General features: G+C 57.7%; 25 protein-coding genes. 18 read left to right on the forward strand and 7 right to left on the reverse strand.

Going from position 1 to position 26,193, the window contains the following annotated elements:
- Positions 1–5: 5 nt before the first annotated feature.
- Complete coding sequence (locus QNM96_RS08805; RefSeq protein ID WP_283835768.1) at positions 6–713, reverse strand: DUF2270 domain-containing protein; 708 nt, start codon at positions 711–713, stop codon at positions 6–8.
- 391 nt (positions 714–1,104) lie between these two features.
- Positions 1,105–1,230 carry a hypothetical protein gene (locus QNM96_RS08810; protein WP_283835769.1) on the reverse strand — a complete coding sequence of 42 codons (126 nt, stop codon included), beginning with the start codon at positions 1,228–1,230 and terminating at the stop codon, positions 1,105–1,107.
- Between the two features lie 56 nt (positions 1,231–1,286).
- Between QNM96_RS08810 and QNM96_RS08815 the strand changes: the two genes are divergently transcribed.
- The 4 genes from QNM96_RS08815 (at position 1,287) to QNM96_RS08830 (ending at position 5,247) form a co-directional block, all read left to right on the forward strand.
- On the forward strand, positions 1,287–2,027 hold the full coding sequence (locus QNM96_RS08815) for a DUF6517 family protein (protein ID WP_283835770.1): 741 nt from the start codon (positions 1,287–1,289) through the stop codon (positions 2,025–2,027).
- A 289-nt stretch (positions 2,028–2,316) separates the two neighbouring features.
- Positions 2,317–3,381, forward strand: coding sequence for a hypothetical protein (locus QNM96_RS08820; RefSeq protein ID WP_283835771.1), 1,065 nt, complete (start codon positions 2,317–2,319; stop codon positions 3,379–3,381).
- A 183-nt stretch (positions 3,382–3,564) separates the two neighbouring features.
- Positions 3,565–4,521 (forward strand): hypothetical protein, encoded by a 957-nt coding sequence (locus QNM96_RS08825; protein WP_283835772.1) that lies wholly within the window; start codon positions 3,565–3,567, stop codon positions 4,519–4,521.
- A gap of 3 nt (positions 4,522–4,524) precedes the next feature.
- Positions 4,525–5,247, forward strand: coding sequence for a hypothetical protein (locus tag QNM96_RS08830; protein ID WP_283835773.1), 723 nt, complete (start codon positions 4,525–4,527; stop codon positions 5,245–5,247).
- Between the two features lie 102 nt (positions 5,248–5,349).
- Here QNM96_RS08830 and QNM96_RS08835 read toward each other — a convergent pair whose 3' ends face one another.
- The 3 genes from QNM96_RS08835 to QNM96_RS08845 form a co-directional block, all read right to left on the reverse strand.
- Positions 5,350–5,577 (reverse strand): hypothetical protein, encoded by a 228-nt coding sequence (locus QNM96_RS08835; RefSeq protein ID WP_283835774.1) that lies wholly within the window; start codon positions 5,575–5,577, stop codon positions 5,350–5,352.
- Positions 5,574–5,789 (reverse strand): hypothetical protein, encoded by a 216-nt coding sequence (locus QNM96_RS08840; protein ID WP_283835775.1) that lies wholly within the window; start codon positions 5,787–5,789, stop codon positions 5,574–5,576. Before QNM96_RS08840 ends, QNM96_RS08835 begins: the two co-directional genes overlap by 4 nt.
- A gap of 660 nt (positions 5,790–6,449) precedes the next feature.
- The gene (locus QNM96_RS08845) at positions 6,450–6,662 is read right to left on the reverse strand and encodes a hypothetical protein (RefSeq protein WP_283835776.1); all 213 of its coding nucleotides are present in this window, start codon (positions 6,660–6,662) and stop codon (positions 6,450–6,452) included.
- A 278-nt stretch (positions 6,663–6,940) separates the two neighbouring features.
- Here QNM96_RS08845 and QNM96_RS08850 point away from each other — a divergent pair, with 278 nt between their 5' ends.
- The 4 genes from QNM96_RS08850 to QNM96_RS08865 all read left to right on the forward strand — a co-directional run bounded on the left by QNM96_RS08850 (position 6,941) and on the right by QNM96_RS08865 (position 11,036).
- Positions 6,941–7,939, forward strand: coding sequence for an archaellin/type IV pilin N-terminal domain-containing protein (locus tag QNM96_RS08850; RefSeq protein ID WP_283835777.1), 999 nt, complete (start codon positions 6,941–6,943; stop codon positions 7,937–7,939).
- 282 nt (positions 7,940–8,221) lie between these two features.
- The gene (locus QNM96_RS08855; protein ID WP_283835778.1) at positions 8,222–9,184 is read left to right on the forward strand and encodes an archaellin/type IV pilin N-terminal domain-containing protein; all 963 of its coding nucleotides are present in this window, start codon (positions 8,222–8,224) and stop codon (positions 9,182–9,184) included.
- A 285-nt stretch (positions 9,185–9,469) separates the two neighbouring features.
- Positions 9,470–10,453 carry an archaellin/type IV pilin N-terminal domain-containing protein gene (locus QNM96_RS08860; RefSeq protein ID WP_283835779.1) on the forward strand — a complete coding sequence of 328 codons (984 nt, stop codon included), beginning with the start codon at positions 9,470–9,472 and terminating at the stop codon, positions 10,451–10,453.
- A 28-nt stretch (positions 10,454–10,481) separates the two neighbouring features.
- Complete coding sequence (locus QNM96_RS08865) at positions 10,482–11,036, forward strand: archaellin/type IV pilin N-terminal domain-containing protein (protein ID WP_283835780.1); 555 nt, start codon at positions 10,482–10,484, stop codon at positions 11,034–11,036.
- A 564-nt stretch (positions 11,037–11,600) separates the two neighbouring features.
- Here QNM96_RS08865 and QNM96_RS08870 read toward each other — a convergent pair.
- The gene (locus tag QNM96_RS08870) at positions 11,601–11,978 is read right to left on the reverse strand and encodes a hypothetical protein (RefSeq protein ID WP_283835781.1); all 378 of its coding nucleotides are present in this window, start codon (positions 11,976–11,978) and stop codon (positions 11,601–11,603) included.
- A 510-nt stretch (positions 11,979–12,488) separates the two neighbouring features.
- Between QNM96_RS08870 and QNM96_RS08875 the strand changes: the two genes are divergently transcribed.
- The 5 genes from QNM96_RS08875 to QNM96_RS08895 all read left to right on the forward strand — a co-directional run bounded on the left by QNM96_RS08875 (position 12,489) and on the right by QNM96_RS08895 (position 16,765).
- Positions 12,489–12,977, forward strand: coding sequence for a flagellin (locus tag QNM96_RS08875; protein ID WP_283835782.1), 489 nt, complete (start codon positions 12,489–12,491; stop codon positions 12,975–12,977).
- Positions 12,978–13,484, forward strand: a complete 507-nt coding sequence (locus tag QNM96_RS08880) for a flagellin (RefSeq protein ID WP_283835783.1) — start codon at positions 12,978–12,980, stop codon at positions 13,482–13,484. It abuts the gene before it with no gap.
- Positions 13,485–13,505: 21 nt separating this feature from the next.
- Positions 13,506–14,597, forward strand: a complete 1,092-nt coding sequence (locus QNM96_RS08885) for a FlaD/FlaE family flagellar protein (protein WP_283835784.1) — start codon at positions 13,506–13,508, stop codon at positions 14,595–14,597.
- A gap of 259 nt (positions 14,598–14,856) precedes the next feature.
- Positions 14,857–16,578 (forward strand): archaellar assembly protein FlaJ, encoded by a 1,722-nt coding sequence (flaJ, locus tag QNM96_RS08890; RefSeq protein ID WP_283835785.1) that lies wholly within the window; start codon positions 14,857–14,859, stop codon positions 16,576–16,578.
- A 52-nt stretch (positions 16,579–16,630) separates the two neighbouring features.
- The gene (locus QNM96_RS08895; RefSeq protein ID WP_283835786.1) at positions 16,631–16,765 is read left to right on the forward strand and encodes a hypothetical protein; all 135 of its coding nucleotides are present in this window, start codon (positions 16,631–16,633) and stop codon (positions 16,763–16,765) included.
- Between the two features lie 117 nt (positions 16,766–16,882).
- On the opposite strand, the gene QNM96_RS08900 is transcribed toward QNM96_RS08895, so the two are convergent.
- Complete coding sequence (locus tag QNM96_RS08900; RefSeq protein WP_283835787.1) at positions 16,883–17,515, reverse strand: flagella cluster protein; 633 nt, start codon at positions 17,513–17,515, stop codon at positions 16,883–16,885.
- A 511-nt stretch (positions 17,516–18,026) separates the two neighbouring features.
- Here QNM96_RS08900 and QNM96_RS08905 point away from each other — a divergent pair.
- From QNM96_RS08905 to QNM96_RS08925, 5 genes are all read left to right on the forward strand, one after another.
- Positions 18,027–21,062, forward strand: coding sequence for a FlaD/FlaE family flagellar protein (locus tag QNM96_RS08905; protein WP_283835788.1), 3,036 nt, complete (start codon positions 18,027–18,029; stop codon positions 21,060–21,062).
- Positions 21,059–21,817: an ATPase domain-containing protein gene (locus QNM96_RS08910; protein ID WP_283835790.1), complete on the forward strand. Its 759-nt coding sequence runs from the start codon at positions 21,059–21,061 to the stop codon at positions 21,815–21,817. The genes QNM96_RS08905 and QNM96_RS08910 overlap by 4 nt, the downstream gene beginning before the upstream one ends.
- Before the next feature lie 11 nt (positions 21,818–21,828).
- Positions 21,829–23,502, forward strand: a complete 1,674-nt coding sequence (locus QNM96_RS08915; RefSeq protein ID WP_283835792.1) for a type II/IV secretion system ATPase subunit — start codon at positions 21,829–21,831, stop codon at positions 23,500–23,502.
- A 298-nt stretch (positions 23,503–23,800) separates the two neighbouring features.
- Positions 23,801–25,456: a methyl-accepting chemotaxis protein gene (locus QNM96_RS08920; RefSeq protein ID WP_345782529.1), complete on the forward strand. Its 1,656-nt coding sequence runs from the start codon at positions 23,801–23,803 to the stop codon at positions 25,454–25,456.
- A complete protein-coding gene (locus tag QNM96_RS08925) occupies positions 25,453–26,190 on the forward strand; it encodes a bacteriorhodopsin (RefSeq protein WP_283835795.1) in 738 nt (245 codons plus the stop codon). Before QNM96_RS08920 ends, QNM96_RS08925 begins: the two co-directional genes overlap by 4 nt.
- Positions 26,191–26,193 lie beyond the last annotated feature (3 nt).

Below are 26,193 nucleotides of genomic sequence, written 5' to 3' on the forward strand. Positions count from 1 at the left end.
CTCGGTCACTCTTCTTTCCACTCGCCGGGCTCCGTTCCGTGTATCTCACCCTTGGCCTTTCGCGCGTTCGGCCACTTCGCGAGCACGACGAGACCGAGATAAAAGAGTCCGAGCAACCCGGCGACCGCAGTTCCCGGAATGCCCGGCAACTCGGCCGCTTCCGTCCACTGGGCTTCCGGGGTGAACAGTGTCACTTTCGCGACCCACGCCATGCCGAGCACCGCGAACAGGAGCCCGTAGATGCGCCGTACGCGTCGGGACAGCGCCTCGATCTCGGTGACTTTGAACGTCGGGGAGCGCAGATCTTCACCCAATTCTTCGCGCCACCGGGGATGTTCGACGCCGGTCGGATCGAGGGCGTTCGCGAAGACGTTTTCCTGGAAAAAGCGCACTCGAGATCGGTAGACGTCGTAGAACCGATACCGTCGAACTTCGAACGAGAGGAAAATCGAGAGGATGACGATGCCGACCAAAAGCAGGTACGCGGGCATATCCGGACTCGAGAAGACGACCGAAAGGAGGGCCGCCAGAACCGTGATCGCCCAGTTCGTCGTCTGGTCGATCCGATCCTGGGCGGTCGTCGCGTGGGCGACTTCGCCTCGGTAGTAGTGGGGCAGGGCACCGAGAAGCGATTCCGCGTCGCCCGCGATTTCGGCGGCGATTTCCTCGTCTTCACGCTCGAGCGGTTCGTTGTCGCGGTGGTCGTCGGGCATACGATTCGGTTCGGTACGGACGGCCAAAATCCCGTAGCGGAACTGTGAGGAGTCGGAACTGTCTGCTCTTCGGAGACGCTCTGTAAGGGATACTTATCTCGAGGAACTGACGTTCGTCGATCTACAGCCGGAATAAGCGAGTGCCTCAGGATTGTCCGAAAATCGAAAATTCTCGAACGGCTAGACCCCCGGCGATTCACGGGTCGCTGAGTGTGACGTATCGAACGGGACACCCCTCGTTTTCAGTGAACGAACTCTTTTAGTGTTTGAACTATCGTTCAGAAGACATTCCAGCTTCATCTAGCTTCGACCGAATTCGGTCTTCGATGTCGGTTGGATGTGACTGCAATGACTTTTGTTCGTCGGGATGGAGAAGGACCGTTGCCATCTGTCAGTAGACAACTGGCTCGATAACGACGTGTTTGTGCTTGAGAACTGGCCGCTTTGGCTCACAGTTCCCATCCCCTTCATATTCGACGACGTCGAGTGTCGCGAGTCGTCGAATATCCTTGCTCACACGTTCTTCTCGGAGCCGATAAACTCAAATAAATGAGACAGAGATTCCTTTTCACAATGAATCGAAGACCCCTTCTCGCCAGCGCTGGGACGGTGTCCCTCGCAGGTCTTGCAGGTTGCTTGGGCCTTGCTGGACTCGACGAGCATTCCTCGGAACCGGGCGGTGTCGAACAAAGCGTGCTCGAGGAGACGGAGTACGAAAGCGTCGGTATCGAGGAGATACCCGTCGAAGAGGAGGTTGATTTGCTACTTTACGAAGAGAGCGTGTCCGTCACCAATCAGCTAACCGAATACGAAAAATCGGTTGATATGGGACCGCTCGGCGACCGGCGCGGTGCCGTCTTTCTCGTGCTTACGACGCCACAGGTGAGTGTCTTCGGTCGAGAGTTCAATCCCGTCGAGGAGATGGATGCCGAAGAGTTAGTCGAACTCGTCGAAGATAACTACGATGACATCAGTAATATCTCACGCGAGGAAGACGATGCCATCACTATTCTCGATCAGGACACGATGCAGTCGCGATTCAGTGCCGACGCGCGATTTGACGGGGAGGATGTCGATGTCTATCTTCACGTGACTGAAGCGATCGAGAGCAACGACGATCACCTCGTGACTATCGGTGTCTATCCGGAGCCGGTGCGGATCGCAGAGGAAGAGAACGTGCTCACGCTTATGGAAAGTGTCATCGAAGAATTCGATGCGGCGGACGGTGGGGCGTCTACCAACGAGTCGGGTGACGAAGCGAACGGCGACACTCACGAGGACGATATAGCAAATGATGACGACGTTGACCTTTGAGACCGTTATCGGGCCGTCCAATGGGGTTCTGCGATTCTCTGGGCGCTTCCTGTTGTCTACGGAATCGTCACCGGTTTCTCGTCGCGATCGGCGGTTTGGGTTGGGGAACTCGGTGAGGAGGGGTTCCGGATCCGCCTAAGAGAACGCTATTTATTGTTCTAAGTTGATATTTGAATCAGTCAACTCTCTCAAATGGGCAATATCATTACTTATAGGGCTTATGGCCCCATTCAATTGAAAGTTCCTGTCTTTCGAATATTTTATACGAAGCTCTTCACACAGTGGTCGTATGGACGTTCGCGTAGGGGTAATCGTTTTTCTCGTAATGGGTGCGGCCGTGGTGGGTGGACCGACCGTGACTGCAGACGCCGCCCAATCAGATCCACTGGTCTCACAACCCGAGGACATCGACACAGACGAAGTCAGAATGAATATCGCGGTCGAATCCGATGGATCGGCTGAGTGGACGATCGAACTCTGGGTTCACCTCGACGATGCCGAGACGGTCGATGCGTTCGAATCGCTCGAGGACGATATCGACGAGGACCCAGCCGCACACACACAGGAGTTCGCAGACCGGATCGAGGCCACGGTCGACGGGGCAAGTGCGACAACGGAGCGGGAGATGTCGGCGAACGACTTTCACATCGAGACTGATCGTCAATCGTTCGCACGCGAGTACGGCGTTATCAGCTATTCGTTCCAGTGGACAGGCTTTGCCGCCGTCGAAGCTGAACGATTACACGTCGGTGATGCGATCGACGGAATAAACATCGACGACGGAACGCGATTGTTGATCGAATGGCCCGAGGAACACGAACCCGAGTCGATTTCTCCTGATCCAGACGATCAACGCCACCAGGCAGCGCTTTGGCACGGGGACGAAACCGACTTCATCTCCGGCGAGCCGAGTCTCGTTGTCTCGCCCGCCGACGATGGACTGAACACCATAGTCGCCGCAGTCAGTGTTGGGGTCGTCGGTGTGGTCGTGGTCGGTATCGGCTGGTGGTATCGAACTCGTCAAGGCGAGTCCGAGCAAGCGGTTATCGACAGCGCGCCAGCTGAATCTGCAGATGAGACGTCCGATAGCTCGGACCCCAGTAGCGAACCATCGACCCTCCAACCGGAACTCATGAGCAACGAGGAGCAACTCCTGCATTTGCTCGAGGAAAACGGTGGGCGAATGAAACAACAAGCGGTCGTGGAATCCCTCGAGTGGACGGACGCAAAGACGAGCAAAGTCGTGAGTGGGTTGCGAGAGGAGGGGACCCTCGAGTCGTTCCGACTCGGTCGTGAGAACGTGCTTTCGTTTCCCGATGAGGGTGAGGAGGTGTCGACCGACCAATCGACGTGATGGTTTGTGGTATCTCGTTGTAGATCCTGATATACGATTGATGGATAGGGGAGAGCACCGTCCGTCTGGCGGAATCGCCAGCAGGCGGCGGGACGAAAACCGAGTTAAACCGTCGAAAACGTCGTTGAACCGCCGATAGTATCGTGATAGTCTATTAGTGGAGACTGTCTGGGGTTGAGTACAATGAGCAAAATCACACCGATCGTGCTGGCCGTGGCACTCGTTGTCTCGCTGGCTGTACTACCACTGGGGGCGGCGGGAGCCCTTGCGGATGATTCCGATCAAAGTGCACAGGACGCACAGGAACCGAACGAATCCATTGCCCCCGGAGAACGGCTAAACGGCGTTATCGGAGTGCAGGAGGCCGAGGTCGACGCTGAGGTCTCGGATCGCGCGTACGGTATCAAGATTGCGAGCGCTCAGACCAACGAAACGAAAGCGGCCGTTGTTGGCGAGCAACTTGCTGATGTTGACGAACGACTTGCGTCCCTCGAGGAGCGACAGGAATCACTTGAAGCGGAGCGTGAGGCTGGGAACATTAGCGAGGGAGAGTACCGGGCCGCAATTGCGACAATCGAAGCGGAAACCCGAACCGCCGACCGACTGGCTAACAGTACGGCGACCAATGCAAGCGAAATCCCAGCGGACACACTCGAAGAACGCGGTATCAACACCAGCGCTATTCAGGAACTCAGCGACCGTGCGAACGAGCTTAGTGGGCCAGAAACGGCTGAAATCGCACGATCAATCGCTGGCAATTCGGTTGGTCACTCGGTTGTGAGTGATCGGGCCCCAGGCGGTCCAGTCGACGCTCCGAACGAGGGCGTCGACGGGAACGAAACGCCAGACGCAGCCGGGAACCCGGCTGGTCTGGAACGAGAAAACGGCACTAATGACACTGCTTTTGCTGGCCCCGGGAACGGAGCTGCTGAAGAAACTCCCGGAGAGCAGGCCGAAGATAGCGATGCGGACACGGTCGGAGCGGAAGACGCTGACGGGAACGAATCCACGGATGGCGGTTCTGACGGCGGATCTTCGAGTGAAGACAACAGCGGATCCGATGTATCCACCTCGGACGACAGCTCGGACACTCACCCGTCGGATAGCGGCTCTGGCAACGCGCGACCGACACTCGCCTAAATCATGCGGGGAACAGTCGCTGTGGTGGGATTGGTGTCGCTGGTTCTGTTGAGTGCAGTAGCCACACCAGTCGCCGGTTCGAGCGGCACGCAGGACATCGCCGACCCTGCAGGTAGCGAGGAGCCGTCTCTTCACGTCCAACTTTCCGATGACGGCGATGCAACAGTGACGCTCGTTTCGGTTTACGACATTACTGACTCGGACGAACGCGAGTCGTTCGAATCGATTCGAGCGGACGAGGAGACACAAGACGAACTACTCGAGCGATTCACCGATCGAATAGAAACCGTCTCGGCTGAGATCGATACGTCCGACAATATGTCGATTGCCGGGGACGAGGTCAACCTCCGGTCCGCTGACGATCGCGGTATCGTGTCGCTCTCGGTAACCTGGCACGAGTTGGCGGCTGTCGATGGTGACTCGCTCGTCGTCGACGAACCGTTTGCGAGCGGTTTCGAGACGGATCGGCCGCTCGTACTCGAGGGCCCAACAGGGTCCACACTCGAGTCGTCGACACCCGAACCGACTGTCGCGGACGGCGAACGGGCGCTGTGGGAGACGGAGACCGAACTGGACGGATTCGAAGCGGTCGTCGCTCCGGCGAGCGAGGAATCCGAGAAAGAGGTGTCCGACGGCGAGGAGACGGAGTCTGATGGGACACCCGGATTCGGCGGGGTCGTTGCAGTCGGTTCGATCGTCGTTCTCCTCGGCCTTCGGTTACGGTAACTCGAGTCGGTTTCAAACCCCTTCGGGTGTGATCTGTTTACCGAAGCGGCGGAGTCCGTCTGCACCCGCCGAGATTGTGAGAACGGGATCGTCGGAAGGGAACTACTCGAGTAGGTTCCCGCTCACCCGACAGCCACACGGACTCGCGGTGTGGTCGGCGGGACCGGTGCTGGTCACTCGAGTAACGGGTCGGCCACAGTGGGGACAGAGCGGGAACGGACAGTCCGCCGGATCCAGGTCCGTCTCGTTCGCCCAGTCGGGGGCCGAATCGGGGGCGCTCTCGAGGTCTGACTCACAATCGGTACTCGAGTCGCGCTCGGAGTCGCTCACGTCGAAACCACCCGTGGACCGTCGGCGGTGACGACCAGCGGAATTTCTCGAACCGAACAGCGGACCGAGGTCCGTGGCCCGCCGGACTCGAGAACGCGCTCGATCGCCTCGGGGTCGATTTCGTCGGCCAGCCGGTAGGCATCTCGCGAGAGTCCGTGGGCCTCGAGCGTTTCGACGATTTTGACGGTGAGGGGGGCACTCGAGGCGGTCATCGCGGCTGACCTCCGGACCGGGCGGTCTGGGCTGGCAATCGCTCGAGGGCGCTGGTATCTGGTATTCGATTCAGGTGTCGGACGGGATGTTTAAGCCCGCGGAGAATAAATCCGAACATGGTTGACAAACCCTCTCGGGTTTGGAAGCCACGTCTCGGGTGCTTGGCTCACCCGGGGCATTTCAATACAAAACGCCCCCGTGCGCGGAGTCCATGACTTCCATTTGGGCTGATGTGCTGTAGTGTCATATAATTACTGTTATCGAGTGAAAATAACGTCCGACGAGACTCCCTTTTCTGTACCACTTTCCGTGTAGATTCATATTAGATCCTGCACGCGAGGCACGCTCGAGGCGTCACGCGACCATCCGTTTCGGGTGGAACCTCCCGCGGCGCTTGTGGGCGTGAATCACGCTCACGTCCTGTGTTTTGGGAACTATTCTCGAGTCGAAGCGAACGGGTTCGAATTTAGGTCCGATTCGCCGGAATTCAGGTTCGAAATGGGGGTGAAACTGCCGTTCTATATATCTCTTCCCACGACTTTCACTCACAGACGAGTACTCGTGAGTGCTCGAGTAGTGTGGGGGCTCGAGTCACTGCTCGAGCCGACGGCTCGTCGACGTGCACTCGAGATCCAGAAGAGGAGGTCGACCGGCGGTGCTCAGGAGTGGGTTTCGTTCGAGTTCTGCTTGAGGTAGCTCACGTCGCGCTCGAGTTCGTACCCGCGCGGGACGCCGATCCCGTCGAGGCAGTCGTCACAGACCGGTTTCGCGTACGTTCGATTGTTCCGTTTCCCCAGTACGTTGACGTCGTCAAGTGATGTAAGTTCGTCACAGCGACTACACTCGACTTTGTCCCCGTCGATGATGTCCATGGGGAAGAAATTCAGGCCAGTGGGCTTAAGTGTCCCGCCCGAATCAAGTGATAGCTAGCTTAGATTTTGGCCAATTGGCGAGTAGAATTATATACTAAAACCCAGGTACGGCAAGTAGATTTAAGCCGTAGCGTCATCGGCAAGTAGAGTTATATAGTGTCAGATATGGCGAATAGTCTTATTAGGGGGCGCTAAAAAACGCAAGACACGACCCGGCGGTTGCTGGCAGACGTGCGGGAATCTCTGACGGTGGGTGCCGGGCGCAAACACAGATAATAATGTTCGAACGAATCACAGACGAAGAAGAGCGCGGTCAGGTGGGAATCGGTACACTCATCGTGTTCATCGCGATGGTACTTGTCGCAGCGATTGCGGCAGGGGTTCTTATCAACACTGCGGGTCTTCTCCAGTCGCAGGCAGAGGCAACGGGTCAAGAAAGTACAGCGCAGGTTTCGAATGTCGTCCAGATAGACTCGGCGACGGGACACGTCGCACCTGCTTCGGACATCGTCTCCGAAACGTATGACGGGGTCGACGTTAGTTTCGCAGGAGCCACTGAAAATGACGATCTTCAGGGTGAAGATATATATGTAACCATCAATGGTGCGGAAGATTCCAGTGGAGAGGCTATCGAGGATGAAACTGTTACCCTCGATGCCTCGGCTGACGGATCCTTAGACGGCATCTCTATTGATAACGTTACGACTATTGATATTGAAGTCCCTGACAGTGTTACTAATGTCGGTGGCGCAACAGCATCTCTCGACGTGGACATTCAGGATGAAAGTACCTTCACCATCGAGATTGAGGATAACGATGCCAACGACGACATCGAACTTGTCGCAGGTACCAACGTTGAAGAGTTCGAAGACGAAAACGGTCTCCTCGAGGCAGATAGCGAACACGTCGTCTACGAGGCCTCGATGATGGTCTCGCTCGGCCCGGGTTCGGATCCGGTTGACCTGAGCGCGGCGACGTTCGAGTACGTCAACTCACACACCGAGCGCGGTACCGCCGAGGAGCTTGAAGACCTCGACCTCCTCGAAATCGGTGGCGAGGAACAAGTCTACGGTGAGGACGACGACTTCGGTGCGATCCTCGAGTCCGACAACCAGATTGCGATCGACATCGCTCTCGCCGGAACCGATGACCAGTTCTCGCCCATCATGTCCGGCGGCTCGGCTGAGTTCCTGATCACGACGGCTGACGGTGCACAGACCGTCGAACTGCTGATGGCGCCGTCGACGCTGACGGAGTCCTCTGCAGTCACGCTCTAAGGTCGCTTCTCTCTTTCATAGCATCACTTCCTAATGAAGGTTTAAATTATATGTCTTCATTAGACATATAATGCTTTTTAGTACGATATATTTTAGAGAAAACACTACACAGCTCTAAACCGGCATTTTCGGATTTAACTGGATCGGCAAGTACCTTTATATAGTGTCGAAATGGCGAGTAGACTTAATACAGGTCCGTCAGAATCACTTGACACGTACCGGTAGTTACCAGCAAAAGTACAGTATGGCTTGCGGTAACGCCGGGCGCAAACACAGATAATAATGTTCGAACGAATCACAGACGAAGAAGAGCGCGGTCAGGTCGGAATTGGGACACTCATCGTGTTCATCGCGATGGTACTTGTCGCAGCGATTGCGGCAGGGGTTCTGATCAACACTGCGGGTCTTCTCCAGTCACAAGCACAGGCAACAGGTGAAGAGAGTACGGCACAGGTGTCGAACGTTGTCCAAATCGATTCGGCAACGGGACAGGTTGAAGAAATCGAAACTTACGACGCCTATGAAGATGTGGACGTGACATTTAGTGACGCCCAAACTACGATTACGGAGGCCGAGGTTGAGATAGATGGTGAAACGTTCACTATTGTTGATCTTGACGGAGCCACTACAGATTCCATATCAACTGACATCACTAATGGATCCGAGGTGACTGTCACTGTCACTGATACAGATGATGGTGATGGGACCACTTATACCCACGGTGAGGAATCTGACGCATTCGAGATTGGCATTGTTGACGAAGGCGATGTTGAACTCGTAATTGAGGACACTCAAGGCAACCAAATTCCGGAACTTAGCGCCGATAGTGCTGGCGTCGAAGCATACGATGACAGCTACACTGAATCTGAGCATATGGTTCACGAGGCTTCGATGATGGTCTCGCTCGGCCCGGGTTCGGATCCGGTTGACATGAGCGCGGCGACGTTCGAGTACGTCAACTCCCACACCGAGCGCGGTACCGCCGAGGAGCTCGACGACCTCTACCTCGCCGAAATCGGTGGCGAGGAACAAGTCTACGGTGAGGACAACGACTTCGCCGCGATTCTCGAGTCCGACAACCAGATCGAGATCAACATTAATCTTGCAGGCGACGAGGACGACTTCTCACCGATGCAATCCGGTGGCTCCGCCGAGTTCCTGATTACGACGGCTGACGGTGCACAGACCGTCGAACTGCTGATGGCACCGTCGACGCTGACGGAGTCCTCTGCAGTCACGCTCTAAGGCCGCTTCTCTCTTTCATAGCATCACTACCTAATGAAGATCTAAATTATATGTCTTCCATAGATACATAACATTTTTTAGTGCGATGGGTTTTGTAGAGTACACCATACAGCCGTCTAACCGGTAATTTCGTATTTAACGGGACAGCAAGTAACTTTATATAGTGTCGAAATGGCGAGTAGACTTAATACGGATCCGTTAGAATTGACTGACACGTTCCGGTAGTTACCAGCGGAAGTGCAGTGCAACTCACGGTAATGTCGGGCGCAAATACACAAACAAACAATGTTCGAACGAATCACAGACGACGAAGAGCGCGGTCAGGTGGGAATCGGTACACTCATCGTGTTCATCGCGATGGTGCTTGTCGCGGCGATTGCGGCAGGTGTACTGATTAACACCGCTGGTCTGCTGCAGTCGCAGGCAGAGGCAACGGGTCAAGAAAGTACAGCGCAGGTCTCGAATGTCGTCCAGATAGACTCGGCGACGGGACAGGTAGAAGAGGTCCAGTTGGAGGGCGACTTGAGTGATGTCGATGTCGTCTTCGAGGACAATATCGAAGCAGCCGACGGTGAGAATATCGAAGAGTTGGACTTCACTATCGAACTACAGGATAGTGACGATAATGCTGTGGAAACCATCGATATTGGAGCTAGCGAGCACCTCGACACTGAGACAGATCTCTTCGAGAGTCAAGATCTGTCCAGTGAGGACTGGACTGTTTACGTCCAAGACGATACTAATTCTGCGAGCGGTGAGACGACTGAAATCACTGCAGAAGATGTTGAAGATGGCGAAGTTGTGGTCGACATCGATGCGTTGCAGGATGGCACTACCACATCTGATTTCGCCGACAACCCAGACGTCTCCATCGCTTCCAACGCTGGAACCGAACACATGGTCCAGCATGCTTCGATGATGGTCTCGCTCGGCCCGGGTTCGGATCCGGTTGACCTGAGCGCGGCGACGTTCGAATACGTCAACTCTCACACCGAACGCGGTACCGCCGAGGAACTCGGGGACCTCGAGATACAGGAACTCGACGGTGAGCAACGTATCCTCAGCGAGGACAACGACTTCGGCGCGATCCTCGAGTCCGACAACCACCTCGAGATCAACATTAACCTCAACGGCGACGAAGACGACTTCTCGCCAATCCAGTCCGGCGGTTCGGCTCAGTTCCTGATCACGACGGCTGACGGTGCACAGACCGTCGAACTGCTGATGGCACCGTCGACGCTGACCCAGGAGTCCGCAGTCTCGCTGTAAACAACCACACGTTCAGTTTCATTATTTGATGTTCAAGACGGCCTCTGACGAAGATAGACGCGCACAAGTAGGCATTGGAACACTCATCATGTTCGTAGCGATGGTGCTCATCGCCGTCGTCGCGGCGGGTGTTCTCGTGAACACTGCTGGCGTCCTTCAGTCACAGGCCGAAGCGACCGGGCAGGAGAGTACGGCGGAGGTCTCGAACACCCTCGAGGTGTACACCTCGGTCGGGACCCTCGACGAAAACGGACACATCGAGACAGTCGATATGACGGTCAGTTTAGGCCCCGGCTCCAACCCCATCGACCTCGGGAATATCGTCATCGACTATCTCGGGCCGAACGACCACGCCTACGTCAAAGGCGAGCACGTCGCCGTCGACGGCTCCGAGGGCACGGTGCTCGAGGACGGCTCCGACCGCGGGACGATCACGCTCGAGCTCGAGGAGAAAGCCCAACCGCTCGAGCCGGGCGACGGTGCGGCGATTACGATCATCACCAACGACGGAGCCCAGATCAGCCAGGAACTCATCGTGCCGACCACCCTCGACGGCGAAGCAGGCGAGAAGATCCGCCTCTGAGCGCCCGCCTCGACCGCTGCGTTTGGATTTTGCGGCCTCCCCGTCCCTCCTCGAGTATTCATTTGTCCTCCCCCTCGAGTATTCATTTGTCCTCTTCGAGTACCCCACTCGGTGAGCGCGCGACCACCTCGAGATTCGCGCCTGTCTCACCGGCAGAACTATTTCTTGAAAGACATTTCTTGTGAAGACTCAACCCACGAACTAGCAATAAGTTTCATAGTGGTATCCTCGAAACCCCGGAACGGGGTCAGGGAGCGACCGATTACGGATGTGAGAGGCACCAAAAATCGACTCCTGCAGCGCCCCGAACTGATATCTACCAAAAAGGCCATCCCCCGGCCTTTTTCCGACACAACTATCACTCCTTGCTATCGGACTGTCGCTCTCTTACCACCGGCTGTCGCCCGCTTACCGGGTGACTATCAACACTCCTCGCGGCGACGTTACTCGAACGACACTAACGACCGTTCTCGAGTCGCACCGTTCCCCGTCCTCGTACGCGTTGGGGTGGCCGATAGTTCGCGGTAGTCGCCAGTCGGTCTCGAGAACCAGGGCTGTTGTCCGTTACCCGTTGGTTTCGTTCCCGTCCTCGTCATCGTCCGTTTCGTTCCCGTCCTCGTCGTCGTCCGTTTCGTTCCCATTCTCCGGATCCTCTTCCTCTTCATCCGGATCCTCTTCCTCTTCATCCGGATCCTCTTCCTCTTCAGCCGGGTCCTCTTCCTCCTCAGCCGGGTCCTCTTCCTCCTCAGCCGGGTCCTCCTCTGCTGGATCTTCCTCCTCCTCAGCCGGATCCTCTTCCTCCGGCGGTTCCTCGTCTTCGGGAGCCGCTGGATCCTCTTCTTCGGGGTCCTCTCCGTCGTCGTTGCAACCGGCCAGCGCAACCGCGAGACCGGATCCGGCGAGTACGGTCAACCGTCGTCGTGTAAGCGTGGGTTCTGTCATGCTGCACTCGAGTCTGAGTCTGTGAGGGGGAATAATACGGTTTGATCGTCCAAGCCGTTAACTCAACCTACCTGTAGTTCAGTCGAATTAAGGACTCTGAATCGCTGATAAGTCGCCCGCACTACTGGAAATAGGCTCGTATTCACCTTCCGATCGAAACCCCTAGACGGAGTCGTGCTGAAAGGGGCATTCTCCCCGAAAAAATGTTAAGTTGAAGTTTATCGACTACCTGCCCTCCAGAATCCTCTCACTACGCATTCGTTCGCCAACTAGAGGTACCCCGTCAACAGACTTTTAATTGGTACCATTTCACAATAAACGTTCTCGAGCGGCGAATGCTCGAGTTCGCTCGATCCGCGAGCACACCGCGGCTCCGGTCGAGCGGAAATTACCCCCTGTAGACTCTCGTTTCCGAGACGCCGTCCCTGCTTTTGTGCCTGATTGTCCTGACACTTGCTATCATTCGATGGCCAGAGCGTTTTTGCACGTGCATTGTGTCTCGGAGAACTAATGGGGTTTAGCACGAGCGCTGCGGTTGCGGTTATGCTCATCGGCTTTCTCCTAGCGGCGGGTGTTCTGTTTCCGGCGGTGTTTGCGGCCGGTAGCGATACCGGCAGTGCGTTCTCGGCCCAGGCGGATCAAACTCGAGACCAGATAAACACCGCTATCGACATCTCGACGTTCTCCGAAATCGACGGCGAACCGACGGTCGTCGCGAGCAACGACGGAACGACGACCATCGACGTGATGAAAGTCGACGTCTTGGTCAACGGAGTGTACGTTCACTACGATCACTATACGACCGCCGTCGTGACCGAAACGGCCGGCGGAGAGACCGAATCGAACGGCGAAACCGATATCTGGCATCCGGGCTCGGACCTCGAGATCGTACTCGATTTCGACGACGTCTCCGCTATCGACGAGGAAGACGTAGAGCGTGTCAAACTCGTCACCGAGTACGGAATCACGGACAGCGCCGAATACGAGGGGAGTGAGTAGATGGCAAGCGTTTCAGCGACACATCTTATTCTGTTTATCGCGAGTATCGTGGTCGCGGCGGGTATCGCGGGCACGCTCGTCATCGAGGTCGACAACTTGAGCGGGGCGATCGAAACGCAGGGCTCGGCGACGTCCACGGAGATCGAAACGGAGATCAATATCGTTAGCGACGCCGGCCAACCGGATTCGATCTACGACGCCGGCGACGAAGAAACCAACGAGCGGATAACCCTCTACGTCAAGAACATCGGCTCCGAGCACCTCGAGGCCCATCATTCGGCCGTCGATATCCTGGTCAACGGCCAGTACGTCTCGAGCGATCACACGGAACTCGAGCACCTCTACGCCGATAGTAGCTCCTGGCAGACGGGTGACGTGGTCGAACTGACGATCGATCTCGAGGAGGCAAACGGCGATATCGTGATCGATGGCGACACGAGCACGACGGTGATCGTCAACGACAACGAGGATAGCATCGACTTCCACGTCGAGAACGGCGGAGAATAACTCTGATGCGGTGACTCACACATGGTACTGGACTTCAGCGGACTCGGTGGCGATGACGAATCGGACGACGTGAGCGGCGGCGACGACCTGATGGGTGGTGCCGACGACGGGCTGATGGGCGACGAGACGATGTTCGCCGACGACGAGGACGACGATTCGGAGATGGAAATTACCTATCAGCTCGACGAAATCGAGAAGGAGGTCGAATCCCTCGAGAACAAAGTCGAGACCGTTCGCGGCGAGAACGAGCAGATCAGTGACTCCATCACGACCGTCGAGAAGAACGTCGACAAACTCGTCGACCTCTATGAAATCGTCACCGAGGGCGTCAACCCCTTCGCCGCCGACCAGGAGATCGGCAACGCCTTCGACACGGAAGAGGGCGGGATGTTCGGCGGCGATGACGACGACCTCGGCGGTGAGATCGACGAGGAGATCGTCGACGCGGAGGCGAACGATTTCCTCGACGACGAGATCGAAGACGAGGACGAAGACGACGGGTTCGGCGACGAGTTCGACGAGGACGGCTCGCTCGAGGACGATGAGTTTACAGACGACGGACTCGAGGACGATGCGTTCTCCGACACGCTCGGTGACGACGAGGATGCGTCGGGAGACGACTCGGAACTCGACGACGAAATCGAGACATCCGCGCTCGAGGACGATGTCTCTGAAGAGACACAACCCGATCCGTCCGCCCAGTCTGCAGTCAACGGGATCGATATCGGCGAAAACGGCCAGGTTGGCGATCCGCCGTATCTCGCCGTCCAGCCCTCGAGAAGCGACGCGGAGCTGGTGACAATCGAGTGGCTCACCTTCCTCGTCGAGACGGTTGGCGTTCCCGGTGCGGCCCAGACGATCGCGTATTACGAGTCGGTCGGCTGGATCTCGCCGCCGGTCGAGACGTACTTACAATCGATGCTCAACGGCTTCGGCGACGACTCACAGCCGGCGACGGAGATCGCTTCGGACCCCGAACCGAAGTCGGTCCTCGAGACCGACGAACACAAGCAAAGCTTGCAGTACATCGCCTGGATCGCGACGCCGGAGCAGGCACCGGAGCTGCTGACCGATGGCTCCGCCCAGGAGGCGATAACCCAGCCGGAGCAGTAGGCGACTGGCCGGTAATTTTGTATACAGCGCACCGACACGTACCAATAACGAACGGTGATGGTCACGGCTCCGACACGGCGATCACTTTCACCGGGTCGGTGTCCGTCAGGGACCCTCCTCGGCGGCCGTGACTGCGTCGATGCGTCGGGTGACCGTCTCAGCGTGGTGTCCTGCGCAGTAGTGCTACGGGGCGCTGTAGTGCTACGGTGTCGACACCGCACGCGACGAAACTGGCGGACGAAAACGGTTGACGAAGATTATGGGAATCGCAGATAACACGGCGGCGGCGGCCAACGTTAGCGGATCCATCATCCGCTCGTACGAGGAGATGGAACTCCCGGCGAAGTACTACGTGCTGGGGGTCTTGGTCCCCGCCTTCCTGTTTTTCCTCGGGACGTTCGTCGTTGCCTTCCTGCTGGACATCTTTCTGTTCGTCCGGTTGCTGGTTCCCGTTCTCGGGCTGTTGGTCTTCGCGACAGCGCTCGGCTATCCGCGTCTCGCCGTGGACAGTCGCCGAATCGAGATGGAACAGCGGTTCCACCTGCTCGTAATTCACATGACGGTCCTGTCGACGACCAACATCGACCGGATGGAGGTTCTTCGCCAGCTCGCAAGGGAGGATCAGTACGGCGAGCTGGCCGACGAGATTCAGCGAATCGTCGACCTGGTCGACGTCTGGCACCTGAGCCTCGGGGACGCATGCCGCCGCCGAGCCAAGGCCGTCCCGAGCGAGTCGGTGACGGACCTGTTCGAACGGATGGCCTACACCTTGGAAGCCGGCCAGGAGTTGGACAAGTTCCTGCTCGAGGAACAGGAGGTCCTGATCGAGCAGTACTCGACGGTCTACAGGCAGTCGATGAACAACTTAGACGTCATCAAGGACCTCTACCTGTCGATGATTATTTCGATGACGTTCGCGCTCGTGTTCGCGATCGTGCTCCCGCTGTTGTCGGGGACGAACCCGACGCTGACCGTTTCGCTCGTTATCGTCATGTTCATGTTCGTCCAGATTGGCTTTTTCTTCGTCATTCAGGCGGTCGTCCCGAACGATCCGATCTGGTACCTCGAGGAGGGCTACCGGACGAAAACGAAACAGCGGATGCTCGCGTCGACGATCGCCGGGTTTTCGCTCAGCCTCTTTTTCGTCGTCATGATGACGCTCGTCTTCTTCCGATTGATCCCGTCGCTGTTCCCGGTGCGGTCGATTCCGCTGTTGTTGTATATGCCTATCGCGACGCTCCCGATGTTGATTCCCGGACTCGTGTTCTGGTACGAAGAGAAGAACACCTTCGAGCGGGATCGGGAGTTCCCGAACTTTATCCGGGCGCTCGGGACGACCGAGAGCGCAAAGCAAGCCACGACAGGAGAGGTACTCGACACGCTCCGAACGAAAGATTTCGGGCCGTTGTCCGAGAACATCGACAACCTCTATCGGCGGCTGAACATGCGACTGAGCACGGAGAAGTCCTGGCGGTATTTCACCGGCGAGGCGAACTCGTTCCTGATCCAGAAGTTCAGTAACATGTACCTGATCGGTCGGGAGATGGGTGGCGGCCCGAAACGTCTCGGCGAACTCATCAGCACGAACATGAACGTCATTCTCAACCTTCGCGAGGAGCGAAAACAGAAGGTGACGACGCTCGTCGGCGTCGTGTACGGGATCTCGGTCGCCGCGACGTTCGCGTTGTTCATCGGATTGGAACTGGCCGTGATGCTCTCGGGCTTCGATATCGACACCGGCGAGAACATCGTTTCTGGATCGTTGATTCATACGGATCAGTACAACGTCTACGTCCTTCGGTACCTGATCGTCCTCGTCCTGATCTTCAATGCGTTCATCTCGTCGCTCGTGTTGCGACTGGCCGACGGCGGTCACTTCGGGAACTCTTACCTCCACTTCACGGCGTTGCTCTGGATCGGCGGCGTCACCGGCGCGCTCACCCAGCGATTGATCGATATGCTCATCTCAGTCGATATGTGATTCCGGTGGCCACAAGAGCAATAACCTTCTCATCGAAAAAACCGCACAGAGAATGACCCAGGGACCACGACACTTCGGAATGCGTTCGCGTGCGGTCGAATCGGTACACAGCGGAATGTTGTTGTTCGGCTACGCGCTCGTGCTCGCGTTTTTCATGGCCGGCGTAATCTTCCTCAACGGCTCGTAGAACGGGCCGCTCGTCCCTCGATTCGATCCCGGTACGTTCTCGGTTTCAGATCGTTCTCGAGGCTACCGAGGCCGAATGTTGATCGCGGAGAAGCCGTGTTTTAACTGCACATCGCCGCTACTCGAGTTCTGCGAGCAACTCGCCGATCGTACTTGACTCGCTGAGTCCGTGTTTCCCGAGCGCTTGCCGGATCCGATTCTCGGTCAGTGGCGCGTTGAACTCGGATCTGGCGAGCAAGATCGAGACTGCACGAGTCGTCGGCGTGTTCTGTGAGACGCTCTGGGCGTACCAGAGGACGAGGTTGTCGAACGTTCCGACGACATCGTCCGAGGCGGTCCGGTGTCGGACAGTGTTGTCGTCGAACTGCGAGATGAGATCGATCGCGTACCTCGAATCGAGTCGATCGAGCTCGTCGGCGAGGACGGTCCGAGCGGCTTCGGGGCTCCGTATCTCTCCCCGTGTCCCCGACCGGTCGGTTCCCCCGCTTCCGTGGCTGGCCCCCGAGCGGGCTGGTTCGGTTGATCGGGACCGGGGCTCGAGTGACTCTTCTTGTGACACGTTCGGCGGGCTCTTGTTCGGCGAGACGACGTACCGACTGTCCGAAATCTCTGCCACGTACGGGCTCTCGGAGATATCCAGATCGTCGGGCGAGAGAATTCCCCCGCTATCAGCGGGTGCTTGCTGTTCCTCGGGCAGAACAGGCGGAACGTCTGCGTTTTCTTTCGGGTCGTCGGTGTTACCGTCTGTCATGGCCCATCCCTCTACACTGGACTTCGAGCCGGGGGAGAAAGAATCCTTCGCCCAATCTGATTGTATGAAAATATGAACTGTCTGTCGGGATATCAGCGCTGTTACTCGGTGAATACCCGTCCCTTATCAGTCATCTCACAGTTCTACATGCGCAGATGTAACCTCTGTTGGCGTTTCTCTTTCGTCGTTTCCGACGATCCATCTCAGTATCCCAGCTTCGACCGACCAACCCTCATATTAATTCCTATAAATTTTAACGCATTTAAGGGCGCGGTGCCGACTGTTTCGGTCGACAGATGGCGGAGTAGACGCTCTATACGGTCGATTTTGTATGTTGGCGAGCTTGAATATAGTCGGCCACAATAACTTAATACATACGTTCATAGTTACATACCATATGGGTACCTTCGTCGTCGAGCAACACGGAGATCTGACGGGTTCTCCTTTGACACGCGGACCAGAACGCTGGGGCGACGAGGGACACAACGACCCGCTTGAGGGATGAATGGTCATGCTATCTATAATCGGAGATATGTTCAGCGGCGGTGACGACGACGGCTCCGGAGGCGGTGATTCCAGTTTGATGGGAGACGATAATATCTCCGGGAGTACGAGCGATGGCGGCTTGATGCCCGAATCAAGCACGGATGGCGGTGGCGGCATGGGAGGCGGTGATGACCTCCTCGGCGGTGGTGGCGGCGGCGGCGATATGATGGGTGGCGGTGACGATATGATGGGCGGTGGCGACGATATGATGGGCGGCGATGACATGATGGGCGGTGGTGGCGAGATGTCCTTCGACGAGATGGACGAGGGCGGCGGTGACGGCGATGGCGCGTCGAACGAAATCGAAGCTCGCGTCGAGGAGATGGAAAACGACGTTGGGTCGCTTTCCTCGACGGTGAACACGGTCCAGAGCGAGAACGAGAAAATCAGCGAATCGCTCGAGGATATCGAAGAGAACATTCGGAAACTGCTGGAAGTCTACGAGATGGTTACACAGGGGGTAAACCCCTTCGTCGAAGGAGATTCGCTGAGCGAGTCGTTCGACGATGGCAGCGGCGGCGCACAAGGAACCGGCAATTTCGGAGATAGTAGCATTTTCGACGGCGATGACGAGGAGGAAGCGGCAGTCGACGATTCTGTCTCCGATGCAGACGCGGAAGACTTCCTCGACGAGGACGTCATCGAGGACGATACGGACGACGGGTTCGGTGACGAGTTCGACGACGCTGACGACGAGTTCGAGGACGATACCGGCTCGGACGACGATGTCGGGGGCGGCGACCTCTCGTTCGACGACCTCAAGGACGAATACGAGTCGGGCGCTGCGGAGTGGGACGGCGAGGGAGATGAGATGTCCGACGACCTCGAGACTGGCGAAACTGGGACGGAGATGGATACCGAGTCGGCGGAGACGACCACCGCGGGTGACGTCTTCGACTCGGATGTCACCCAGCCAGAGACGGCCGGATCCGCGGCCAACGATCACATCGAAAACGCCTGGAACGACGGCGGCAGACCGTACCTCGAGTCGCTCCCCTCCGAATACGATACGGAGTTTCTCGTCATGGAGTGGCTGGACTATCTGGTCGAGGAGGTCGGCCTCGAGGGAGCAGCCCAGACGGTTCGGTTCTACGGCTCGATTCACTGGGTCGACGACCCCGTCGAAGAGTACCTGCAGACGATGCTCAACGGCTTCGGTGGCGGCCCCGACGTCGATGACCCGCAGCCGAACTCCTCGCTCGGTATCGACCACCGCCGGAGTCTGTGGTGGATCAGTCAGGTCGCATCGCCGAAGAAAAAACAGCGGACGTTCGGCGAGTGGGTCCGGGAAGAGGGGATTCCGACGAGCCGGCTGGAGACCGAACTGGATGTCGACGCGATCGAAGAGCGGGCGACGGCCGCCGAAACGGAGTCCGAATTCGACCGCGATGATGCGTTCGAATCGGCGACCGAGAGCGAGGTGCCAGAAGAGCCGCTCGAGGCGGACTCCTCTGCCGCCGTTTCAGCGGCGACGGACGCCGGTGACGACCGGTCCGGTGGTCCGAGCACCGGTACGGAGTTTACCTTTGTGAGTTATATCGGCGTCGAGAACGACGACGGCTCGCTGGCACCGGCTTCGAACGGGTGGGTTATCGAGGGCGAATCGGAGCGCGAGCAACCCGAAGCGGACCAGTCCTCTACTCACGACTCGAGTGAACAAGTGACTGCGAGCGAAGATGACTCGAGCGGTGGCGAACCCCTCTCGACTGCTGTCGACGCTGACGCCGCCGAAGAGACGATGGCTACCGGTTCGACTGACTCCGGTGAAGAGACGGAAACCCCACTCGGGAGCATAGAAGAGACTTCTGCCCGCGGAGACATCGGGACTGTCGAAGAGGTTTTAGAGACAGGTGAAGCCGAACCCGAGATAGCGTCCCCTGAGACGGAGACCCCAGCCGCAACCGAAACTGGTGTCGTTGGGGAAGCTCTATCTGCGGCTGAAACTGAGGCTGTTGAAGACGAGGTTGTTGGAGACGAGGTTGTTGGAGACGAGGTTGTTGGAGACGAGGTTGTTGAAGGCGAAGCTGTTGAAGGCGAAGCTGTTGAGGACGAGGTTGTTGGAGACGAGATCGTCGAAGAGCTGGCCGTCGACAACGGTGCAACTGACGCGATTCCAGCTACGGATAACTCGCCGTCTCCGGTTGCAGGTGACTCGCCGTCTTCGGACGACTCGTCGGCCCCGGTTGTAGACGAACCGGCGGCGACAGTTTCGGACGATTCACCGCCCGCGGATGACCGGGATGAGACGGCGTCCGAGACGGCAGAACAGGAACTCGAGTGGCAGGAATCCGACGTCGACGAGGCTGGGTCGACCGGACTCGAGCACATCGAGCCCGAATCGGTCGAGGCCGAATCAACTGATGCCGAATCGGGCCAGACTGAATCAGCCAAAGCCGAATCAACTGATGCCGAATCGGTCGAGGCCGACCTGACCGAATTCGACCCGGCCGATACCGAACCGGCGGCGGATGTCGTCGAATCGACCGACTCCGAATCGGTGGAACAGGCGTTCGACTGGGAGGAATCGGACGAATCGGATGCTTCCCAAGCCGGCGGTAACGATGATTCGGACGCTTCGCAAGCGAACGATTCCGACGATGAGATCGACTGGCTCGACGATTCCGACGATGACCCGTCGGACGGCGACGACGATCCCGGCGATCTCTGGAGCGACTCGGAGTCCGGAGGAAACGGTGCGCTCTGGGACGAGTCCGGAACGGAGTCGTCCCCTCAGGACGACGACGATGGCTTCTGGAACCCGGCAGATGAGTCGGGAGACGGGCCTGAGGCGTCCGGACCCGACGGCGAACCACGCGCTCGAAACACGGCCGATGTCGCTCCACAGGGCGTGGACACTGACGGCGGTCAGGCGCTGTGGGAGACAGCGGGCGATTCGTCGGCTTCCGCCGACGGCTCCTGGGAGACAAACCAAGACGGGATGTCCGAGAGCCACGACGACGTATCGGTTTCCGAAGAATCGCCGGACGCGGAGGAACAATGAGTCAACTCAATAATATCTTCTCTATCGGCCTCGACGATCGCGACCGACTGAACAAGGAACTTGGTGGCGGCATTCCGACCGGAAGTATCGTCCTCATGGAAGGGGACTACGGTGCCGGAAAAAGTGCGCTGTCCCAGCGGTTTGCCTACGGCCTCTGTGAAACCGGAAAATCGGTTTCCTTTCTCTCGACCGAACTCGAGGTACAGGGCTTTGTCAAACAGATGCACTCGTTGAACTACAACGTCGAAGAGCATCTCCTGTTCGAGAACATGCTGTTTTTACACGGCGACCTCGACAGCGGGAGCGTGTTATCCGCCAGCGACGACGAACAGAACCGACAGGATCTGCTGACCGACCTGATGGAAGAAGAAACCATTTGGACAGCCGATGTTGTGATCGTCGACACCTTCGATGCGATCTTGCGAAACGATCCGAAGTTCGAAGCGCTGGTCAAACAGAACGAGGAACGCCAGGCCGCCCTCGAGATAATCTCGTTCCTCCGGGATATCATTTCCCAGGGGAAAGTCGTCGTGTTGACGGTCGACCCCTCGACCGTCGGCGAGGAGGCGATCGGGCCGTTCAGATCGATCGCGGACGTTTTCATGGAGCTAGAGATGATCGAAGTTGGGAACGATATCCGACGACAGTTGTTCATCAAGCGGTTTGCGGGGATGGGTGAACAGGTCGGTGACCGCATCGGCTATTCGGTCCGTTCGGGCACAGGAATCGTGATCGAAAACCGGAGTGTTGCCTAAGCGAGTTAGCAATGACAGAGCTGGGAACACCAAAGCCGTCGGACGAGCTTCGAGAACTTGCCGCGCGTCGACCGCACCTCCGTGAACATTTAAAGAAGTTCAGACAGATCACGGGCGAATTTCCGGTCCTGATTGACGAGCCATCCGCAGAGTACGAGACGGATCATCCGAACGTCCTGTACCCGGTCGGTGGCCCGATTTTCAGCCACATTTACGGCGACGTCGGCGCGAAGATGCAGTACTTCGCCGTCGAGCCGACGCTTTCAGAAGAGGAACAAGAGGTCTTTCAGGCGGTCAAAGACTCCCTGTTGCGCCGGAGTACGAGCAAGACCGCACCCGAAAATGACGCCGAGTACGACGACCAGATCGAGGAGTTGCTCCAGGAGGCGACACATATCAAGGGCGACGACCTGAACAATTTCCTCGACCGACTCAAGGTCCAGTTTCATCCGGGCATCCAGGAGATTCCACAGGAGACTTACGAGAACATTAGGTACCGGTTGAACCGCGATATCGTCGGCCTCGGCCCGCTCGAACCGGTCATGCGCGACCCGGAGAACGAGGACATTCACGTGATCGGCCCCAACGAGTGTTATGTCGATCACGGCACCTACGGCATGGTCGAGACGACCGTCGACTTCGGGACTCAAGAGGAGTTCGATAGCTGGCTGAGCAATATGGGCGAACGGATCGGGAACCCGATGACGGACGCCGAGCCGATTATCGACTCGACGCTTCCGGACGGCTCCCGTCTGAACGTGATTTACAGCGACGATGTGAGTGTGAAAGGGCCCAGCCTCACGATCCGTCAGGGCGACGAGGTTCCGCTGTCGGTCACCCAGATTACGAACTGGGGAACGCTCTCGCCCCAGCTCGCGGCGTATCTCTGGTTGTGTCTCGAGAACGAGCGAACGGTGTTCGTCGTCGGCGAGACGGCGTCGGGGAAGACGACGACGCTGAACAGCATCATGTCGTTCATTCCGCGCGACTCGAAGATTTACACCGCGGAGGACACCGCCGAGGTGCTTCCCCCTCACGACACCTGGCAACAGCTACTGACTCGAGAGAGTCGGAGCGAGGACAGTGCGGACGTCGACATGTTCAATCTGGTCGAGGCGGCGCTTCGTTCCCGTCCGGAGTACATCGTCGTGGGCGAGGTTCGTGGTGAGGAGGGTCGGATGGCGTTCCAGGCGGCCCAGACCGGCCACCCGGTTATGCTTACCTTCCACGCGAGCGATATCGTTTCGATGATTCAGCGATTTACCGGGGACCCGATCAACGTCCCCGAGACGTTCATGGACAACGCCGACGTGGCACTGTTCCAGAACCGGGTGAAACAGGGCGACGACGTCCTGCGTCGGGTCACGAGCGTTCAGGAGATCGAGGGCTACTCCGACCAGATGGACGGCGTCGTCACCCGGCAGGTGTTCTACTGGGACCCCGTCGAGGACGAGATCGTCTTCCAGGGGATGAACAACTCCTACGTCCTCGAAGAACAGATTGCGACGCTGCTCGGGTACGCGGACACACGAGACATCTACGACGATCTGGAGTTCCGGGCAGATATCATCGAACGGATGATTCAGGAAAACATCCTCGAGTATCACGAGGTAAACTCCACGATCGATCAGTTCCAGCGTGACGGCGTCGAGGGGCTTCCGTTCCATATCACCCGTCCGGATTGACTGAACGCATCAGGAAAACTCGTCGTGCTCGCCGACCGAATTGGCTGTGTCCATCCGGCCGGCTCGAGCGGCCACGGAAACCGTCTCTGTTACGGCGAGAAGAATTAACTGCTTGTAGAATTATTTGGATAGTTAACACGTAGTGTTCGAACCGTGGTCGGTGTGCGTGTAACCGCGAATCAACGGAAGGATAACAATGAATTATGGGTCTTTAGGGGCAGAACGAATTCGGAGCCAGTATAGTGCGAAACTCGCTGTGGTCTTCGCTGGTATACTCGTCACGACAATTATAGCCGGCTTGATCTTTCGCCTTCATATCGTTTCGGGCCCGACCGAAACCGTCGTCGAGCGCTCGATTGCATCGTTGGCCGGCCTGATGATGGTGACGTTCATCAACCTCGGCGTCGCCTGGATCGTCGTCGGCGGGAACGTCGGGATGGAGTTGCGCCAACTCGAGTCCGGGGCGGAACGGATCGGCAACGGCGACTTCGATGTCGATCTGGAAACCGAGCGAACCGACGAGATCGGCGCGCTGTACATCTCGCTCGCCGATATGCGCGATTCCCTCGAGACGACTCTCGAGGAAGTGACGGAGAAAGAACGACTGGCACAGGAGGCAAAAGAAGACGCCAGAGGTCGCTCGGAAGAACTCGAGGTACAACAGGAAAAGCTTCGGGAGGCCCAGCAGGAGGCCAAACGACGCAATCAGGAGCTGATCGACGAGGCACAGCGGTTCTCCGAGGTGATGGAGGCGTGTGCCGACGGAGATCTGAACAACCGACTGGAACCACGGATCGAAAACGAAGCGATCGAAGCGATCGCCGACTCGTTTAACGACATGCTCGAGGAGATCACTGGCGTCCTCGAGAACGTACAGACGATGAGTTCGACCGTCGACGACATGGCGGTCGATCTCGAGGCCTCGAGCGAACAGATTCGAGACGCGAGCGGTGACGTTTCCGAATCGATGCAAGAGATCTCCGAGGGGGCAACGACACAGAGCGAGCAACTCGATATCGCGAGTTCGAACGTCAGCGAGCTGTCGGCGGGGAGCGAAGAGGTCGCAGCCGCGACGAGCGACATCGCCGAAACGTCCGAAGACGTGACCGCGAGTGCGAGCGAGGGACAGGAACACGCCCAACAGGTCGAAGCCAACATCGAGCGGCTGGTCGAGATGACCGATTCGGTCGTCGAGACCGTCGAGGCGCTCACCAACGAAGCTGAACAGATCGGCGAGATTACGGAACTCATCGAAGACGTTGCCGATCAGACGAATCTGCTGGCGCTGAACGCGAATATCGAGGCCTCGAGCGCGGGCCAGAGCGGCGAGCGGTTTTCGGTCGTCGCGAACGAAATCAAGCAGTTGGCCGAGGAAACGATGGACGGCGTCGACGATATCGATCGGAGACTTAGCGCGATTCAGGAACAGGCGGAGATGACCGCCGAGGAGGTCCACTCGGTCGACGGCGAATTGAAACAGACCTCGCAACTGGTTCGACAGTTGAACGAACAGCTGACCGCGGTCAACGAGGGAATCGAGCAGGTGGATATGCGAATTCAGGAAATCGATTCGACGGCCGACGATCAGGCCGAAGCCGCACAGGAACTCTCCTCGGTACTCGCGGACGTGACGAACGTGTCGGCCGAGACGAGCAACCAATCGGAGAAAGTCGCCGCGGCGTCCGAAGAAACGACGGCGACGATCGAACAGGTCTCGAGCTCGGCGGATTCACTCGGCAATCAGGCGGAGAACCTGGCCTCGATGATGAGCGAGTTCGACCTCGGAACCGGATCCAAGTCGGCTTCCGGACGGGCCAAGCTAGAAGCGGACGGTGGCTGGACGGATGATGCGATGCGGGAAGACGATGGTGTGCGAGGGGGCGAGGGGGCACGAAGCGACGACGAACGGGCAACGGACGACGTTGTTCGAACTGACGGGGAGGTGGGCCGATGATCAGTGAACTCGTCCTGTACAGATGGTTCGGCTTGCTGTTGATAGTCGCTTCTCTCGCGATCATCGGGGCATCGCAGTGGCTTTCCTCGGATATTCGTAAGTACGGCTACCTTCCGGGACTCGCCGCGGCGGGAATGGGTATCTCGTACGTGCTCATGTCGGTCGAGTTCCTGATGATCGAGGTCGAACCCGGCGTCGAAACGTCGGGTGCCCGTTTCATCGGATACACGATCCTGTGGCTCGCGTTCGCCTACGTGTTGAAACAATCAGCCGGTGTCGGTCTTCGAACGACTGGCGCCCTGGTCGTCGCCCTGTTGTGGGCGAACTGGAGTACGCTCGGCGGCTGGCTGACCGACGGGCTTTCCCAGCTTGTTATCATGGCACTGATGGTGGCCATGATCGGGGTCATGGTCTATCTGCTCACGAAGCCGTTTAGACGGCGGGCCGGTCAGCGAACTGACGAACGACAGCTGTTGTATGTGAAAATAATGTACCTCACTATTCTCACGTGGGTTGCGATGCTCCTCTCGGGTGTGCTGGCCGAGTACAACCTCGAGGTGACCGACACGTTCGTCGGCTCGAGCATCGCGATTTATGCCGACGTCGTGTTGATACTCGGGTTTACCGTCATCCTCTTTGGCGGCCGCGAAGCGCTTTCCCATATCGACGAAGCGGATCCGGTGCGGACGGAAGAGAACCGAGTAGACGGTGTTCGGGATCCGGCAGGTTCCTGATCG

The sequence above is a fragment of the Halostagnicola sp. A-GB9-2 genome (assembly GCF_030068615.1).
Classification (GTDB): domain Archaea; phylum Halobacteriota; class Halobacteria; order Halobacteriales; family Natrialbaceae; genus Halostagnicola.

Coding starts and splice junctions, on each gene's coding strand:
- QNM96_RS08915 (WP_283835792.1), top strand. CDS start 21,829: ATGACAGAGCTGGGAACACCAAAGCCGTCGGACGAGCTTCGAGAACTT.
- QNM96_RS08880 (WP_283835783.1), top strand. CDS start 12,978: ATGGCAAGCGTTTCAGCGACACATCTTATTCTGTTTATCGCGAGTATC.
- QNM96_RS08850 (WP_283835777.1), top strand. CDS start 6,941: ATGTTCGAACGAATCACAGACGAAGAAGAGCGCGGTCAGGTGGGAATC.
- QNM96_RS08905 (WP_283835788.1), top strand. CDS start 18,027: ATGCTATCTATAATCGGAGATATGTTCAGCGGCGGTGACGACGACGGC.
- QNM96_RS08910 (WP_283835790.1), top strand. CDS start 21,059: ATGAGTCAACTCAATAATATCTTCTCTATCGGCCTCGACGATCGCGAC.
- QNM96_RS08885 (WP_283835784.1), top strand. CDS start 13,506: ATGGTACTGGACTTCAGCGGACTCGGTGGCGATGACGAATCGGACGAC.
- QNM96_RS08820 (WP_283835771.1), top strand. CDS start 2,317: ATGGACGTTCGCGTAGGGGTAATCGTTTTTCTCGTAATGGGTGCGGCC.
- QNM96_RS08870 (WP_283835781.1), bottom strand. CDS start 11,978: ATGACAGAACCCACGCTTACACGACGACGGTTGACCGTACTCGCCGGA.
- QNM96_RS08895 (WP_283835786.1), top strand. CDS start 16,631: ATGACCCAGGGACCACGACACTTCGGAATGCGTTCGCGTGCGGTCGAA.
- QNM96_RS08900 (WP_283835787.1), bottom strand. CDS start 17,515: ATGACAGACGGTAACACCGACGACCCGAAAGAAAACGCAGACGTTCCG.
- QNM96_RS08860 (WP_283835779.1), top strand. CDS start 9,470: ATGTTCGAACGAATCACAGACGACGAAGAGCGCGGTCAGGTGGGAATC.
- QNM96_RS08875 (WP_283835782.1), top strand. CDS start 12,489: ATGGGGTTTAGCACGAGCGCTGCGGTTGCGGTTATGCTCATCGGCTTT.
- QNM96_RS08855 (WP_283835778.1), top strand. CDS start 8,222: ATGTTCGAACGAATCACAGACGAAGAAGAGCGCGGTCAGGTCGGAATT.
- QNM96_RS08815 (WP_283835770.1), top strand. CDS start 1,287: ATGAATCGAAGACCCCTTCTCGCCAGCGCTGGGACGGTGTCCCTCGCA.
- QNM96_RS08805 (WP_283835768.1), bottom strand. CDS start 713: ATGCCCGACGACCACCGCGACAACGAACCGCTCGAGCGTGAAGACGAG.
- QNM96_RS08825 (WP_283835772.1), top strand. CDS start 3,565: ATGAGCAAAATCACACCGATCGTGCTGGCCGTGGCACTCGTTGTCTCG.
- QNM96_RS08845 (WP_283835776.1), bottom strand. CDS start 6,662: ATGGACATCATCGACGGGGACAAAGTCGAGTGTAGTCGCTGTGACGAA.
- QNM96_RS08865 (WP_283835780.1), top strand. CDS start 10,482: ATGTTCAAGACGGCCTCTGACGAAGATAGACGCGCACAAGTAGGCATT.
- QNM96_RS08830 (WP_283835773.1), top strand. CDS start 4,525: ATGCGGGGAACAGTCGCTGTGGTGGGATTGGTGTCGCTGGTTCTGTTG.
- QNM96_RS08925 (WP_283835795.1), top strand. CDS start 25,453: ATGATCAGTGAACTCGTCCTGTACAGATGGTTCGGCTTGCTGTTGATA.
- QNM96_RS08840 (WP_283835775.1), bottom strand. CDS start 5,789: ATGACCGCCTCGAGTGCCCCCCTCACCGTCAAAATCGTCGAAACGCTC.
- flaJ (WP_283835785.1), top strand. CDS start 14,857: ATGGGAATCGCAGATAACACGGCGGCGGCGGCCAACGTTAGCGGATCC.